Source organism: Mycolicibacterium monacense (genome assembly GCF_010731575.1).
GTDB classification, from domain to species: Bacteria; Actinomycetota; Actinomycetes; order Mycobacteriales; family Mycobacteriaceae; genus Mycobacterium; species Mycobacterium monacense.
Genome location: NZ_AP022617.1, coordinates 4,398,849 through 4,414,822 on the forward strand (window position 1 = coordinate 4,398,849; position 15,974 = coordinate 4,414,822).

Consider the following 15,974-nt stretch of genomic DNA (forward strand, 5'->3'; position numbering starts at 1 on the left):
GTAACTTGGGCTAAGTTACTGCTCAGTAACTTCACCCCGGGAGGCCGCGCGTGGACACGCAGATTCTGATCCGACTCATCGTCGGGTTGCTGATGACCGGCATCGTGATCGCACTCGCCGCAAAACGCGTGCTGTGGTTGACGAAGCTGATCCGGTCCGGCGCGCCCACCAGCGAGGCGAACAACCGCAAGGACAACCTCGGCAAACGCATCACCACGCAGTTCGAAGAGGTCTTCGGCCAGACCCGCCTGCTGCGCTGGTCGATCCCCGGTATCGCGCACTTCTTCACGATGTGGGGCTTCTTCATCCTCGCGTCGGTCTACCTGGAGGCCTACGGCCTGCTGTTCGACCATGACTTCCACATCCCGATCATCGGCACGTGGGACGCACTCGGTTTCCTGCAGGACTTCTTCGCCGTCGCGGTGCTGCTCGGCATCATCACCTTCGCAATCATCCGCATCGTCCGCGAGCCCAAGAAACACGGCCGCGACTCCCGGTTCTACGGTTCGCACACCGGTGGCGCCTGGCTGATCCTGTTCATGATCTTCAACGTCATCTGGACCTACGCGCTGGTGCGTGGCGCCGCCGCGGACGTCGGCAACCTGCCCTACGGCAACGGCGCGTTCTTCTCCCAGTTCATGGGCTGGGTCCTGAGCCCGCTCGGCCACGACGTCAACGAGTGGGTCGAGACCATCGCCCTGCTGCTGCACATCGCGGTCATGCTGGTCTTCCTGCTGATCGTGCTGCACTCCAAGCACCTTCACATCGGTCTGGCGCCCATCAACGTCACGTTCAAGCGGCTGCCCAACGGCCTCGGCCCGTTGCTGCCGATGGAGTACAACGGCGAGCCGATCGACTTCGAGGATCCCGCCGAGGACGCCGTGCTGGGCCGCGGCAAGATCGAGGACTTCACCTGGAAGGGCTACCTCGACTTCACGACGTGCACCGAATGCGGCCGCTGCCAATCGCAATGCCCGGCGTGGAACACGGGTAAGCCGCTGTCGCCCAAGCTCGTGATCATGAACCTGCGCGACCACATGTTCGCCAAGGCGCCCTACATCCTCGGCGACAAGGAGTCGCCGCTGGAGAACACCCCCGAGGGCGGTCTCGGCGAGGAACTGCGCGGTGAGAAGGAATCCGAGAAGCACTCCCACGACCACGTCCCGGAGTCCGGCTTCGAACGGATCATGGGCTCCGGACCCGAGCAGGCCACCCGCCCGCTGGTCGGCACCCTCGAACAGGGCGGCGTGATCGACCCCGACGTGCTGTGGTCCTGCACCACCTGCGGTGCCTGCGTCGAGCAGTGCCCGGTCGACATCGAGCACATCGACCACATCGTGGACATGCGCCGCTACCAGGTGATGATGGAGTCCGAGTTCCCCGGTGAACTCGGTGTGCTGTTCAAGAACCTGGAGACCAAGGGCAACCCCTGGGGCCAGAACGCCAAGGACCGCACCAATTGGATCGACGAGGTCGACTTCGACGTGCCGGTGTTCGGCAAGGACGTCGAATCCTTCGAGGACTACGAGTACCTGTTCTGGGTCGGCTGCGCCGGCGCCTACGAGGACCGCGCGAAGAAGACCACCAAGGCGGTCGCCGAACTGCTCGCGATCGCCGGCGTCAAGTACCTGGTGCTCGGCGAGGGTGAGACCTGTAACGGCGACTCGGCCCGACGCTCCGGCAACGAGTTCCTGTTCCAGCAGCTCGCCGCACAGAACGTCGAGACCCTCAACGACCTGTTCGAAGGTGTGGAGCGGGTCGACCGCAAGGTCGTCGTCACCTGCCCGCACTGCTTCAACACCCTCGGTCGCGAGTACCCGCAGGTCGGCGGCAACTACACCGTCCTGCACCACACCCAGCTGCTCAACCGGCTGGTCCGCGACAAGAAGCTGGTTCCGGTCACCCCCGCCGACGGTGGGGCCGACATCACCTACCACGATCCCTGCTACCTGGGCCGGCACAACAAGGTCTACGAGGCGCCCCGTGAGCTGATCGGCGCCTCCGGCGCGAAGCTGACCGAGATGCCGCGTCACGCCGACCGCGGCCTGTGCTGCGGTGCCGGCGGTGCGCGGATGTGGATGGAAGAGCACATCGGCAAGCGCGTCAACGTGGAGCGCACCGAGGAGGCGATGGACACCGCCTCGACGATCGCCACCGGTTGCCCGTTCTGCCGCGTGATGATCACCGACGGTGTCGACGACGTCGCCGCCACCCGCAACGTCGAGAAGGCCGAGGTCCTCGACGTGGCCCAGCTGCTGCTCGGGTCGCTGGACAAGAGCGGCGTCACGCTGCCGGAGAAGGGCACCGCGGCCAAGGAGGCCGAGGAGCGCGCCGCCGTTCGTGCTGAGGAGACGGCAGCGGCCGCACCGGCCCCAGAGAAGGCCCCCGAGAAGGAGCCGGAAGCGCCGGCCGAAGCACCCGCGGCCAAGGCGTCGACGGCCACCGAATCGAAGCCGGCGGCCGCAGCTCCGGCGAAGGGGCTCGGTATCGCCGGGGGCGCCAAGCGTCCCGGTGCGAAGAAGACCGCCACCGAGAAGACCGCCGCGGCGCCCGCGGAAGCCAAGGCCGAGGCACCCGCGGCCGCACCGGCCAAGGGGCTGGGTCTCGCCGCAGGCGCCAAGCGTCCCGGCGCGAAGAAGACCGCCACCGAGAAGACCACAGCTGCACCCGAGGCCAAGGCCGAGACTGCGGGCACCACCGAGGCTCCCGCGGAAGCCAAACCCGAACCCGAGGTCAAGGGGCTGGGTCTGGCCGCAGGCGCCAGGCGTCCCGGCGCGAAGAAGGCGCCCGCCAAGGCGTCGCCGAACGAAGGCGCCGCGACGGTCGTCCAGCCGCCGAACGCGGACCCGGACCAGGCCGAGGCCGGCACCGAGGCCCCGGACACCGCCGATTCGGATCGGGGTCTGGAGACCAAGCCGGAACCCGAGGTGAAGGGGCTCGGCATCGCCGCGGGCGCCCGTCGCCCGGGTGCGAAGAAGAAACCCGCCGCACCGGCTGCTGCGCCCGCGAAGCCGGCCGAACCCGAGCCGCAAGCCCAGCCTGAAGCCCAAGCCGAACCAGCACCCGAACCCGAGCCGGAGGCACCGTCGCAGCCCGCATCGGGCAACGGCGACGCCCGCGTCGTGGGTGACGAGCCGCCGGTCAAGGGCCTGGGCATCGCGAAGGGTGCCCGTCGGCCGGGGAAGCGCTGACCCCGCACGCACCGCGGTGGCGGCGGGCCTGTCCGGCCCCCGACCTGCACGAATTTCTAATTGAGTGGACGGCAATGCCACCATGGACGACGTGACCATGCCTCAGACGCCGGCCGAGCGGACCTGGCACCCCCAGGGCCACCAGCCGCGGCCCCGTACGTTCACGCAGTCGTCGAAGCTGCAGGACGTCCTCTACGAGATCCGCGGCCCGGTACACGAGCACGCGTCGCGGCTGGAGGCCGAGGGCCACCGCATCCTCAAGCTCAACATCGGCAACCCGGCGCCGTTCGGCTTCGAGGCACCCGATGTGATCATGCGCGACATCATCCAGGCGCTGCCGTACGCGCAGGGCTACTCGGACTCCAAGGGCATCATGCCCGCGCGCCGGGCGGTGTTCACCCGCTACGAACTCGTCGACGGGTTCCCGCGCTTCGACGTCGACGACGTGTTCCTCGGCAACGGGGCCTCCGAGCTCATCCAGATGGTGCTGCAGGCACTGCTGGACAACGGCGATCAGGTGCTGATCCCGGCGCCGGACTATCCGCTGTGGACGGCGTGCACCTCGCTGGCGGGCGGCACCCCGGTGCACTACCTGTGTGACGAGACGCAGGGCTGGAATCCCGACGTCGCCGACATCGAGTCGAAGATCACCGACCGCACCAAGGCGATCGTCGTCATCAACCCGAACAACCCGACCGGCGCGGTGTACAGCCGCGAGACGCTGGAGCGGATCGCCGATCTCGCCCGGAAACACCAGCTGCTGCTGCTGGCCGACGAGATCTACGACAAGATCCTCTACGACGATGCCAAGCACATCTCGCTGGCCTCGGTCGCGCCCGACGTGTTGACCCTGACGTTCAACGGGCTGTCGAAGGCCTACCGGGTGGCGGGTTACCGCTCGGGCTGGCTGGTGATCACCGGACCCAAGGAGCACGCCAGCAGCTTCATCGAGGGCATCAGCCTGCTGGCCAACATGCGGTTGTGCCCGAATGTGCCTGCACAGCATGCGATTCAGGTGGCGCTCGGCGGCCATCAGAGCATCGACGATCTGGTGTTGCCCGGCGGGCGGTTGCTCGAGCAGCGCGACGTGGCCTGGGAGAAGCTCAACGAGATTCCCGGCGTCTCGTGCGTGAAGCCGGCCGGCGCGCTGTACGCGTTCCCGCGGCTGGATCCCGAGGTCTACGAGATCCACGACGACGAGCTGCTGGTGCTCGACCTGCTGCTGCAGGAAAAAATCCTGGTTGTGCAGGGCACCGGGTTCAACTGGCCGACACCGGATCACCTGCGCATCGTCACGCTGCCGTGGGCCCGTGACCTGGCCAACGCCATCGAGCGTCTCGGCAACTTCCTGGTCAGCTACCGGCAGTAGCGAGTGTCGCACTCCCACCCGCATTCCCACTCGCTGAGCGGGCCGTCCCCGCTCGGCCCGTTGGCCGCCAGGATCGTCGTCGGGTTGCTGGCGCTCATCGGTGTCGCGGTGGCGATCGGCGCGGTGCTGCTGTGGCCGAGCCAGCAGAAGGCCGACATCCCGCTGCCCTTCCAGAACGCCGAGGGCGGTGCGGTGACGACGGAGGCCGGGCAGGTGCGCGCCACCAGCCTGGCGCCGTGCGGCAGTCCGTCGGCGGGTCAGGTGCTCACCGCCGATCCGGTCCCGACGCCGGCCGACGGGTCCCAGTGCGTACAGGTGCTCGTCGCGATCGACTCGGGGCCCAACAAGGGCGCCAACACGCTTCTGGAGTTCAGCGGCGGACCCGGCCAGCCACAGTTGGCCGCGGGGGACGACATCCGGCTCAGCCGTCAGGTGAGCCCGGGCGGCGCCACCAGCTACACGTTCTACGACTACGCGCGGGGATGGCCGCTGGCCCTGCTGGCCGCCGCCTTCGCCGTCGTGGTCGTGGCGGTCGCGCGGTGGCGGGGTCTGCGCGCGCTGGTGGGCATCGTGGTCGCGTTCGCGGTGCTGGTGGTGTTCCTGCTGCCCGCCCTGCGCGACGGCGCATCGGCCGTCCCGGTCGCGCTGGTGGCGTCCGCGGTGATCCTCTATGCCGTCATCTATCTGGCCCACGGTGTCAGCCTGCGCACCAGCGCCGCGCTGCTCGGCACGCTGACGTCGCTGCTGCTGGCCGCCGTGCTGTCCTGGGGCGCCATCGAAATCGCCCATCTCACCGGGCTTTCGGAGGACCAGAACAACGAGGTCGCCGCCTACCTGGGCAACGTGTCGATCACCGGTCTGCTGCTGGCCGGGTTCATCATCGGCTCACTCGGCGTGCTCAACGACGTGACGGTGACCCAGGCGTCGACGGCGTTCGAACTGGCCGAACTGGAGGGCAGTTCGCGGCGGGCGGTCTTCGTCGGCGCGATGCGGGTGGGCCGTGACCACATCGCGAGCACGGTGTACACGCTGGTGCTCGCCTATGCCGGCAGCGCGTTACCGCTGCTGCTGTTGTTCAGTGTCGCCAACCGCTCGCTGGTCGACGTGCTGACCAGTGAGAGCGTGGCCATCGAGGTCGCGCGCTCGGCCGTCGGCGGTATCGCGCTGGCACTGTCGGTCCCGTTGACGACGGGAATCGCCGCTGTCCTGGCGACACCGCGGGCGGACAACCACTAGCGACGTTTCGCGGTCAGGCCCTGGGGTATCCGCCCGCCATGACCCAGCCCACCGGTCATCGTGAAGTGACCCTCGAGGTCGACGGCCGGCCACACACACTGCACCTCGACAACCGCGTCACCCTTCTCGACGCGCTGCGCGAACACCTCGGCGTGACCGCACCCAAAAAGGGATGCGACCACGGGCAGTGCGGTTCGTGCACCGTGCTGCGCGACGGACGGCGGGTCACCACCTGCCTGACGTTCGCGGTCGCCGCCGACGGTGCGCACATCACCACCGCCGCCGGTCTCGGCGACGGCGACGATCTGCACCCCGTCGCGCAGGCGTTCTCCGACGAGGACGGCTTCCAGTGCGGGTACTGCACACCGGGCCAGATCTGTTCGGCTGTCGGCATGCTCGACGAAGTCAAGTCCGGCGCACCGAGTTTCGTGTCCGACGATCTCGAGGCGGTACCGGAACTGACCGACGACGAGATCCGGGAACGGATGAGCGGCAACCTGTGCCGCTGCGCGGCGTACCCGAACATCGTCGCCGCGATCGAACGGGCTTCAGTTCAGTGAGGCGGGTTCAGTGAGGGCGTTCGACTACCACCTGGCTGAGAGCCCGGCCGATGCGGTGGCAACACTGACCGCGCATCCCGATGCCGCCTACCTCGCCGGCGGCACCAACCTCGTCGACCACATGAAGCTCGGGGTCGCCACCCCCGACCTGCTGGTCGACGTGAGCCGGCTGCCCCTCGACGAGGTGACGGCCACCGACGACGGGGGTGTGCGCATCGGCGCCACCGTTCGCAACAGCGACCTCGCCGCCCATCCGGTGATCCGGTGCCGTTATCCCGTCCTGTCGCGGGCGATGCTGTCCGCGGCGTCGGGTCAGCTGCGCAACTCCGCCACGACGGCGGGAAATCTGTTGCAGCGCACCCGTTGTGTGTACTTCCAGGACGTCACCACACCGTGCAACAAGCGCAGCCCGGGAAGCGGTTGCTCGGCGATCGGCGGCTACGTGCGCTACCACGCGATTCTCGGCGCGTCTGAACACTGCATCGCCGTGCATCCGTCCGATATGGCGGTCGCGATGAGCGCGCTGGACGGTGTGGTGGTCGTCGAGGGCTCCGACGGCGAGCGCCGCATTCCGATCGACGAGTTCTACCGGCTGCCCGGCGACGAACCTCACCGCGACACCGTGCTGCGCCACGGCGAGTTGATCACCGCGGTGGAACTGCCCGCACCGCCTCCCGGGGCGGTGTCCGAGTACCGCAAGGTCCGCGACCGGGCGTCGTTCGCGTTCGCGCTGGTATCGGTCGCTGCCGAGCTCAGCCTCGCCGACGACCGGATCGGTTCGGCGCGAATCGCTTTCGGCGGTGTCGCGCACAAGCCGTGGCGGGCCCGCCGCGCCGAGGAGGTGCTGACCGGCGCACCACCCACCGACGACACGTTCGCCGCGGCCGCCGACGCCGAGTTGTCGGCCGCCGAACCGCAGCCGGGTAACGAGTTCAAGGTTGCGCTGGCCCGCCGCACGCTGATCGCCGAACTGCGCGCGCTGACCGGACGGGGACGGCCATGACACTCCTCGACCCGCAGGCGATCGGCGCCCCGATGGCACGGCTGGACGGCCGCGCCAAGGTCACCGGCGCCGCGCCGTACGCCTTCGAACAGCGCGTCGACGATCCGGCGTATCTGCATCCGATCCAGTCGACGATCGCCCGTGGTCGGGTCGCGGCCGTCGACACCGACGCCGCCAGGGCGATCGACGGTGTGCTCGATGTGCTGACGGTGTTCGACGCCCCGGAACTCGCCGACACCTCCGATGGTGAGCTGTCGATCCTGCAGGACGACCGCGTGCACTTCCGCGGTCAGATCATCGGCGGGGTCGTCGCGGAGACGGCCGAGATCGCCCGGCACGCAGCAGGTCTCGTGCAGGTGAGGTACACCGAGGAATCGCACGACGTGGAGCTGACCGCCGACCACCCCGGGCTCTACACCCCTGAGCAGGTCAACGCGGGGTATCCGTCGGACACCGACGAGGGTGACGTGGAGGCGGCGCTGGCCTCGGCCGAGGTCACCGTCGACCAGACCTATTCGACACCGATCGAGCACAACAACCCGATGGAGCCACACGCCGCGATCGCGATATGGACCGCTGACGGGGTGACGATGTACGACTCCACACAGGGTGTGCACGCCGCGCGGAAGGCACTGGCACCGCTCTTCGGACTCGAACCCGACCAGTTGCGGGTCATCGCACCGCATGTCGGCGGCGGCTTCGGCTCGAAGGGGGCCCCGCACGCGCACGACGTCCTGGCCCTGCTGGCCGCCCAGCGCAGCGGTGGGCGGCCGGTGAAGCTGGCGCTGACCCGCCAGCAGATGTTCGCCCTGGTGGGCTATCGGACACCGACCATCCAGCGCATCCGGCTCGGCGCGAACCAGGACGGCACCCTGACCGCACTGGCGCACGAGGTCGTCGAACAGACCTCGGCCGTCAAGGAATACGCCGAACAGACGGCGGTGACGTCACGCAAGATGTACGCCGCACCGAACCGGCGCACCGCCCACCGACTCGCCGCCCTCGACGTGCCGGTACCGTTCTGGTTCCGCGCCCCGGGTGAGTGTCCCGGCGCCTACGCCGCCGAGGTGGCGATGGACGAACTGGCGGCGGCCTGCGGGGTCGACCCGATCGAACTGCGGGTGCGCAACGATCCCGAGGTCGACCCCGAGACCGGCAACCCGTGGTCGGGCCGCCACCTCGTGGAATGCCTGCGGCTGGGGGCCGAGCGGTTCGGCTGGTCGTCGCGTGATCCTGTTCCCGCACAACGTGTTTCCGGTGACTGGTACGTCGGGCTCGGTGTCGCGTCGGCGACCTATCCGGCCATGCAGATGCCGGGTAACTCCGCGCGGATCACCTACGCCGACGAGGGCCGCTACCTGGTGCAGATCGGCGCCGCCGACATCGGCACCGGCACCTGGACGACGCTGACGCAGATCGCCGCCGACGCGTTGGGTTGCGATGTGGCCGCGGTCGACCTGCAGATCGGCGACAGCGCGCTGCCGGAGGCATCGGTGGCCGGCGGATCGTCGGGCATCAACTCGTGGGGACGGGCGATCGTCGCGGCCGCACGGCAGTTCCGTCGCGACCACGGCGATCCCCCGGCGATCGGCGCGACCACGGTGGCCGAGGCACCAGAGAACCCCGAGTCCGAGAAGTTCACCATGCAGTCCTTCGGCGCCCACTTCGTCGAGGCGAGGGTCAACCGGGACACCGGGGAGATCCGTGTGCCGCGGATGTTGGGCGTCTTCTCCATCGGCCGGGCGATCAACGCCCGTACGCTGCGCTCGCAGCTCATCGGCGGAATGACGATGGGCCTGTCGATGGCGTTGCACGAGGAGAGCGTGCGCGATCCGCGGTTCGGCCACGTCGTCACACAGGATTTCGCGACCTACCACATCAGCGCACACGCCGACGTGGCCGACATCGACGCGATCTGGCTCGACGAGGCCGACGAACACGCCAACCCGATGGGATCGCGCGGCGCCGGGGAGATCGGCATCGTCGGATCGGCCGCCGCGGTGGTCAACGCCGTCTACAACGCGACCGGGGTGCGTGTGCGCGATCTGCCGGTCACCCTCGACAAGGTGCTGCCCGGGCTGCCCTGATCAGCGGTCGAGCAACTCCAGCAGATAGGCGCCGTACCCGGACTTGAGCAGGCTGTGCCCGCGGGCGGCCAACTGCTCGTCGTCGATGAACCCGACGCGCCACGCCACCTCCTCGGGTACCGAGATCTTCAGTCCCTGACGGCGTTCGATGGTGCGGACGTAGTCGCTCGCATCGAGCAGCGAGTCGAACGTGCCGGTGTCGAGCCATGCGGTGCCGCGCGCGAGTACCTCCACGGTGAGCCGGCCCTGATCGAGGTAGCGCTGGTTGATCTCGGTGATCTCGTACTCACCGCGCGCGGACTTCTTCAGCGACTTCGCGATCTCGATGACGTCGTTGTCGTAGAAGTACAGTCCGGGCACCGCGTAGTGCGATTTCGGTGTCGCGGGTTTCTCCTCGAGCGACAGGGCGGTGCCGTCGGCGCTGAACTCCACCACCCCGTACGCCGACGGGTTGGCGACCCAGTACGCGAAGATCGACCCGCCGCTGACGTCGTGGAAGCGGCGCAGTCCGGTGCCGAGCCCGGGGCCGTAGAAGATGTTGTCCCCCAACACCAGTGCGACGGAGTCGGTGCCGATGTGGTCGGCGCCGATCACGAACGCCTGTGCGAGCCCGTCCGGCTCGTCCTGCACCGCATAGGTGAGGTTGACGCCGAAATGCGCACCGTCGCCCAGCAATCGGTGAAAGGCGGGGGCGTCCTCGGCGGTGGTGATCACCTGGATGTCGCGGATGCCGGCCATGATGAGCGTGGACAGCGGGTAGTAGATGAGCGGTTTGTCGTAGACGGGCAGCAGCTGCTTGCTCGCCCCGAGCGTGATCGGGTACAGCCGGGTGCCCGAGCCGCCCGCCAGGATGATCCCCCGCATCAGCCGGTCAGGTCCTCTTCACCGAGTTCGGTGGCGGCCAGCGCGGACGACAGGTCGGCGTGGCGGAACATCGACGTCACCTTGTCGTGCACGACGCGGAAAGCGGAGGCGGCGGTACCGGTCTCCCCCGTCACCGAGGTGATCTGCTGTTCGACGACGACCACACCGTCACGGATGTAGAGCCGACCCGGTTCGGCGTTGACATCGAGTGCGCGGGCCCAATCACGCAGTGCCGCATGCCCTTGCGCCGCCCTATGGGCGTCGCCGATCTCGATGTCGTCACTGGACAGTTCGAGCAGCGTGTCGATGTCACGGGCGTTGAGCGCGTCGTGCCACGCGAGCACGGTCGCCTTCTCCGATGTGGTCATGTTCGTGAAGGTACGCCACTTTAGAAGGGCGTCTGCTCCAACCACCGGTCCCAGATCTCGGTCTTGCCGAACGCCTCGAGGCCACTGTCGGCCAGCGTGCGGCGCCGGGTCACCGCCAGCAGCAGGTCGGCGACGGGTCCGCGGACGGCGACGTCGCCCTTACCGTGTTCGTGGGTCCAGTCGATGCCATCTTCGGTGCTGGTGATCATCCACTCGCCAACCCCGCCGAGGCTTTCGTCGGTGGCGTGCAGGTGCAGCGTGTGGCCCCGTTCGATGGGCAGTCCACGGCGGCCGGCCTGCACGGCCGCCAATTCGATCCATTCGCTGAGTGCGTCGGCGGCGAGGTCGGGCGGGAGGTCGTACGGCTGCCCGAGCGCCAGCGCCGCGTCCGCGCGGTGGACGGCGACCTCGTGCACGCGGCGACGGATCCACCACCCGGCCGGACGCGTCCCGAGGAACGTCCAGACCTTGGTGCCGGAGCCGACGCTGTCGACGGCGTGGATGAGCAGCCGGGCACCGTCACGCAGCCATTGGATCGCGCCGTCCGGATCCTCGGGCGGCCGGCCGTCGCGCACCTCGCGCGGGTCGAGGGGTTCATGGCGCCGTTCGGCGACGATCTGCGCGGCCCAGCGGTTTCCGCGGCCGACGTGGCGGAACAGCTGTCTGAGCGTCCAGTCCCCGCACGTCGTCACCGGCGTCTCCGGATCGCCCGTCGCGATCAGGTCACCGAAGCTGTTGGTCTGCTCGAGCAGCGCCGCCCGGAAGTCCACGTCACGAACCTAGCGCGGCGCGGGCGGTTCCGAGCGTGATCGGCAGAGTCGACCACCCGCGCAACACCCTGGTGTCGCGGCGGCTGGCCGTCCCGGCCAGTTTGGCGTCGGGGAACCGGTCGAAGAAGGTCCGCAGTCCCACTTCGCCTTCGGCGCGCGCGAGTGCGGCGCCCAGGCAGAAGTGCCTGCCGCCGGAGAACGACAGGTGCTTGCCGGCGTTGTCGCGTTCGATGTCGAAGCGATGGGGGTCGTCGAAGACCTTGGGATCGCGGTTGGCACCGGCGAGGTGGATGATGATCAGCTCACCGGCCCGGACCGGCACCCCGGCCACCTCGACGTCCTTCTTGGCCACCCGTGCGCTCATCTGCACCGGGGAGTCCAGCCGCAGGATCTCCTCGACGGCGGTCGGCCACAGTTCCGGGCGGTCCCGGAGTTTCGCCAGTTGGTCCGGGTGGTCGAGCAACATCTTGATGCCGTTGCCGAGCAGGTTGACGGTGGTCTCGAATCCGGCGGCGAGGACCAGCCCGGCCGTCGCCTGCAGTTCCCGTTCGCTCAGGCCCGCCCCGTCCTCGGTGGCCGAGATCAGTTGGCTCAGCAGGTCGTCGCCGGGGTTGCGGCGCAGGTTCTCGAGGTGGTTGACCAGCCAGGCGTTGAAGCCGACGATGCCGCTGTGCACCCGTAGGTACTGCTGCCAGCTCAGGCCGATGTCGAGGCTGGGCGCGCCGAGTTCGCCGTAATGGAGGATCTGGGCGCGGTCCGCCTCGGGGACGCCGAGCACGTCGCTGATCACCGAGACCGGCAGCAGCGAGCAGTACCGCGCGACGATGTCGACGGGTCCGCTGCCGGTGGCGTCGCGTTCGAGGTCGTCGAGCAGTTTCACCGCGGTGGCCTCGACCCCGTCCCGCAGTGCGGTGACGGCGCGGGTGGTGAACACCGATGACACCAGCTTGCGGCAGCGGGTGTGGTCGGGCGGCTCGATGGACAGCAGCGACGGGGGTTCGATCGGGTGCAGCAGTCCCGTGTCGGTGCGGTCGATGACCCGGCGCAGCGGTCTGGGCAGCTCACCGCCGAGCGATGACACCCGGAAGTCGTCCGAGCGCAGCAGTTCGTGGGCGACGGCGTGGTCGAACGTGATGAGCCCGACGCGCCCCCGGATCAGCGGTCCCTTCACCCGGTGTTCGTCGGCGAAGGCCGCCGGGTTCGCGCGCACCGTCGGGTCGGCGATCAGCCGCGCCTGGGGGTCGCCGCGGCGCATCCCCAGCCGTGACATACCGCGGACGAACCCGTGCAGAGCCAGCCACCGGACCCGCTGCCGAATCGTTGCCCCCGAGGAGTCGTGCACCATCACTCGAGCTTAAGGAGGGGCCGCAGATCGTCCAAGCGGTCGAACAGATGCCAGACGTAGGCCGAGGAACCGTCCTCGCGGTGCGGGTGCAGATCGGCCAGGTCGGGGTCGTTGCGGTAGCTGTTGAACGCTTCCTTCGACTCCCATTCGACCAGGATCAACACCTGGCGGGGTTCGATGTCACCGGTGACCGACTCACGGAACTTGCCGAGCGCGACGACACGGCCGCCGTGGGCGGTCACCGCGGCGGGCGAACGCCGGGCGTAGGCCAGGTATTCGTCGCGGTTCGCGACGTCGAACAGGTTGAGCGCATACACCGGCGACATGGCCGGAAACGCTACCGTCCGCTCAGTCACCGCCGCCGAAGGACGGGAACGGCCACACCGAATCCTCGCCGCCCGACGATCCGCCTCCGTCGTAGGACCCGGAGCCGGACCCTGAGCCAGACCCTGAGCCGTAGTCACCGCGACTCGACCCGGAACCGCCACCCGAACTCGAGGGCGGGTAGTACGGATTCGACGGCGCCTGGGGCACCGACGGCACGTAGGGCGTCTGGGGCACCGACGGCACGTACGGCGTCTGGGGCACCTGCGGCACGACAGGCTTCGGCGCTTGCGGCACCGTCGGAACGGTCGGCCGCTGAGGCCAGTAGTCGTCGTCCTGCTTCGGCGGCGTCTGCGGCTTCGGCTGCCACGGGTTCGGCCACGACGGGCGTTCGGGCTCGTCGTCGTCGCGGAAGATCGGCGGCAGCTGGGGCCGCGGCAACCGGATGACCGGGGGCGGCAACACCACCGGCGGCCGGAACACCGGCGCCGGGAGAACCGGGACCGGCGCGGGCACCGGCGCTGCGGAAATCGGCGCGGGCACGGGGGCGGGCGGCGCCGCGGGGAGCGGCGCGGGTGCCGGGGGTGCCGCCGGGACGGGAGCCTTCTCGACGTACACGGTGCGGGGCGCAGCCGGGGCCGGGGCCGGGGCCTCCCGCACGACAGGCACCGGAGCCTTGATGGTCTCGGCCGGCGGGGCGGGCGGGGCGACCGCCGGCTGAGCCTCCGGCGCGGGCGCCGGACGGGGTGCCTGCGCGCTGGGAACGATGGCGGCCTCGGCGGGGCTGGGCCGCTGGTCGGCGGTGGGGCGGATGTTCACGGCCAACGAGATGACCAGGGCCACCACGCCGACCACGAAGATCGACGACAGGGCGCTGCCGACCAGCAGGAACGGCTTGCGGTTCTCGTCGTCGGCCGGGGTGGGGGCGGCCTCGGGCTCGGCGAACACCATTTGCGGTGCGGCGGCGGCGCTGCTGACCGGGGCCAGCTGCGTGGCGGCGGCGCCGAACGCGGCATACGAGCTGCCCGCGGTGGTTCCCTCCTCGGGATCCTGCGAGTAGGCCAGCCCGACGGTCGAGGCCTCGAAGTCCGGTGCGTGCGCGGATGCCAGGGCCGCACCGCGGGCCAGCGCGAGCTCGGGTTCCTCCGGGGCGTTGATCGGCAGCGACAGCAGACGTCCGAGATGCGCCTTGACCTCGCTGACGTCGACGCCGGAGCCGACGACGAACATGCCCTGCGGCGGGGAGTCCTGGGCGTCGACGGCGGCGGCCATCTCGGTGAGCACGGCCATCGCGTCGGTGCTGTGCAGGCTGCGGCTGAGCACCTTGGTGACCGACCCGTCGTCGGTCTGCACGACCGACAGCGTGGCGGCGTCGCGGTCGATGAAGAACAGCGCTGTGGCGGTGTAGCCGACGGCGCGGCCGACCGCCTGGGCCAGCGATGCCGCGGCGTGACCCTCGGACACGAGCATGACGTCTTCGATGCCGCGTGCTGTGAGCGTGTCGCGCAGGGCGGCCGCCGAGGCGTGATCACTCCACGCCACGCCGACCGACCGGAGGTGGTGGCCGCCCGCGGCGGCGCTCTCCTGCGTGCCGAGCACCGCGGCGACGACCTGATCGGCCGCGTTCGACGTTGCTGAGCCTTCGACAGCGTTGATGTCGAAGACGTCGTGGTCGACGGTCACCCCGTCGGCCTTCTCGCCTTCGACCAGCACCATGCGGACCGTCGTCGGTGTCATCGAGACACCAAGTACGATGTCCACCAAGCCCTCCAAAAGTTTGCTATATCGATTATGCCGTCCCGGCGCGCCCGAACCGAACGAGCCGACAACTAGAACCTTCATCGCCGCGACCTGCCGAGTCGTTACACGCCACGGCGTTAGCTGATCGCGTACGAGAAACCCTACTCGGAACTACGACAACCGGCCCCTGCCAGTTCGAATTCCCCGCGCTGAGTCTGCGCCCACGGCGTCGCGTTCTCGCATGTCTGCGACGTGGCCGGCCTGCGCCGTCGTTCGTGACCAGGTGGCGAAGTTTCGGGCCAATCTCCGCCGTGCGGTCACGAACGTGGCGCGGTGTCTTCTCGCGCATCGGCACCCTGGCGCAGGGCCGAACAGACTCAGCTCAGCTTGATGAAGTTCTGGTAGGACCGCGAGGGTGTCGGCCCGCGTTGACCCTGGTATTTCGAGCCGACCTTGGCGCTGCCGTAGGGGTGTTCGGCCGGGCTGGTCAGGCGCAGCAGGCAGAGCTGGCCGATCTTCATGCCGGGCCACAGTGTGATCGGCAGGTTGGCGACGTTGGAGAGTTCGAGGGTGATGTGGCCGCTGAACCCGGGGTCGATGAAACCGGCCGTCGAATGGGTCAGCAGGCCGAGGCGCCCGAGCGACGATTTGCCCTCGAGCCGGCCGGCCAGGTCGTCGGGCAGGGTGCACGTCTCGAGCGTCGAGCCGAGCACGAACTCACCGGGATGCAGGACGAACGGCTCACCAGGCGACGGTTCGACGAGGCTGGTCAGTTCGTCCTGCTGCTTGGCCGGGTCGATGTGGGTGTAGCGGGTGTTGTTGAAGACCCGGAACAGGGTGTCGAGGCGGACGTCGACGCTCGACGGCTGCACCAGGCTGTCCTCGAACGGATCGATGCCCAGCCGTCCGGCGTCGATCTCGGCGCGGATATCACGATCGGAGAGCAGCACCCGACGAGACTATCGGCTCGGAGTGATAATCTCCGTGATCACCAGCGTGAGCTGGCAAGGCCGATGTAGTTCAATGGCAGAACATCAGCTTCCCAAGCTGAATACGCGGGTTCGATTCCCGTCATCGGCTCCAAGTGCCCTGCTAGGTGCGGCACAGGAGTTCGCCA

At 69.0% G+C, this 15,974-nt stretch carries 13 protein-coding genes and 1 tRNA gene; 7 read left to right on the forward strand and 7 right to left on the reverse strand.

From position 1 onward, the window contains the following. Positions 1 to 50 precede the first annotated feature (50 nt). From G6N49_RS21110 to G6N49_RS21135, 6 genes are all read left to right on the forward strand, one after another. Positions 51 to 3,191, forward strand: coding sequence for a heterodisulfide reductase-related iron-sulfur binding cluster (locus G6N49_RS21110; protein ID WP_083045040.1), 3,141 nt, complete (start codon positions 51 to 53; stop codon positions 3,189 to 3,191). An 82-nt stretch (positions 3,192 to 3,273) separates the two neighbouring features. Further along, positions 3,274 to 4,560, forward strand: a complete 1,287-nt coding sequence (locus G6N49_RS21115) for a pyridoxal phosphate-dependent aminotransferase (RefSeq protein ID WP_011557867.1) — start codon at positions 3,274 to 3,276, stop codon at positions 4,558 to 4,560. 3 nt (positions 4,561 to 4,563) lie between these two features. Continuing rightward, positions 4,564 to 5,796, forward strand: coding sequence for a YibE/F family protein (locus tag G6N49_RS21120; protein ID WP_083045039.1), 1,233 nt, complete (start codon positions 4,564 to 4,566; stop codon positions 5,794 to 5,796). Positions 5,797 to 5,834: 38 nt separating this feature from the next. Further along, positions 5,835 to 6,356, forward strand: a complete 522-nt coding sequence (locus G6N49_RS21125; RefSeq protein ID WP_011557865.1) for a 2Fe-2S iron-sulfur cluster-binding protein — start codon at positions 5,835 to 5,837, stop codon at positions 6,354 to 6,356. A gap of 10 nt (positions 6,357 to 6,366) precedes the next feature. Then, a complete protein-coding gene (locus G6N49_RS21130) occupies positions 6,367 to 7,359 on the forward strand; it encodes an FAD binding domain-containing protein (protein ID WP_064917637.1) in 993 nt (330 codons plus the stop codon). Further along, positions 7,356 to 9,446 carry a xanthine dehydrogenase family protein molybdopterin-binding subunit gene (locus G6N49_RS21135; protein WP_083045038.1) on the forward strand — a complete coding sequence of 697 codons (2,091 nt, stop codon included), beginning with the start codon at positions 7,356 to 7,358 and terminating at the stop codon, positions 9,444 to 9,446. Before G6N49_RS21130 ends, G6N49_RS21135 begins: the two co-directional genes overlap by 4 nt. Here the strand turns inward: G6N49_RS21135 and rfbA are convergent, their stop codons facing one another. The 7 genes from rfbA to dcd all read right to left on the reverse strand — a co-directional run bounded on the left by rfbA (position 9,447) and on the right by dcd (position 15,807). After that, positions 9,447 to 10,310, reverse strand: a complete 864-nt coding sequence (gene rfbA, locus G6N49_RS21140; RefSeq protein ID WP_011557862.1) for a glucose-1-phosphate thymidylyltransferase RfbA — start codon at positions 10,308 to 10,310, stop codon at positions 9,447 to 9,449. Then, positions 10,310 to 10,678: a nuclear transport factor 2 family protein gene (locus tag G6N49_RS21145; RefSeq protein WP_083045037.1), complete on the reverse strand. Its 369-nt coding sequence runs from the start codon at positions 10,676 to 10,678 to the stop codon at positions 10,310 to 10,312. Before G6N49_RS21145 ends, rfbA begins: the two co-directional genes overlap by 1 nt. Before the next feature lie 20 nt (positions 10,679 to 10,698). Continuing rightward, complete coding sequence (locus tag G6N49_RS21150; protein WP_064875937.1) at positions 10,699 to 11,448, reverse strand: maleylpyruvate isomerase family mycothiol-dependent enzyme; 750 nt, start codon at positions 11,446 to 11,448, stop codon at positions 10,699 to 10,701. A 1-nt stretch (position 11,449) separates the two neighbouring features. Continuing rightward, positions 11,450 to 12,793, reverse strand: coding sequence for a cytochrome P450 (locus G6N49_RS21155; protein ID WP_064917640.1), 1,344 nt, complete (start codon positions 12,791 to 12,793; stop codon positions 11,450 to 11,452). Beyond that, positions 12,793 to 13,119 (reverse strand): DUF1330 domain-containing protein, encoded by a 327-nt coding sequence (locus G6N49_RS21160; RefSeq protein WP_165760727.1) that lies wholly within the window; start codon positions 13,117 to 13,119, stop codon positions 12,793 to 12,795. Before G6N49_RS21160 ends, G6N49_RS21155 begins: the two co-directional genes overlap by 1 nt. A gap of 22 nt (positions 13,120 to 13,141) precedes the next feature. Then, on the reverse strand, positions 13,142 to 14,878 hold the full coding sequence (locus G6N49_RS21165; RefSeq protein WP_179967777.1) for a DUF7159 family protein: 1,737 nt from the start codon (positions 14,876 to 14,878) through the stop codon (positions 13,142 to 13,144). Between the two features lie 356 nt (positions 14,879 to 15,234). After that, positions 15,235 to 15,807: a dCTP deaminase gene (dcd, locus tag G6N49_RS21170; protein ID WP_011557856.1), complete on the reverse strand. Its 573-nt coding sequence runs from the start codon at positions 15,805 to 15,807 to the stop codon at positions 15,235 to 15,237. 59 nt (positions 15,808 to 15,866) lie between these two features. Here dcd and G6N49_RS21175 point away from each other — a divergent pair. Next, positions 15,867 to 15,940, forward strand: a tRNA-Gly gene (locus G6N49_RS21175). Positions 15,941 to 15,974 lie beyond the last annotated feature (34 nt).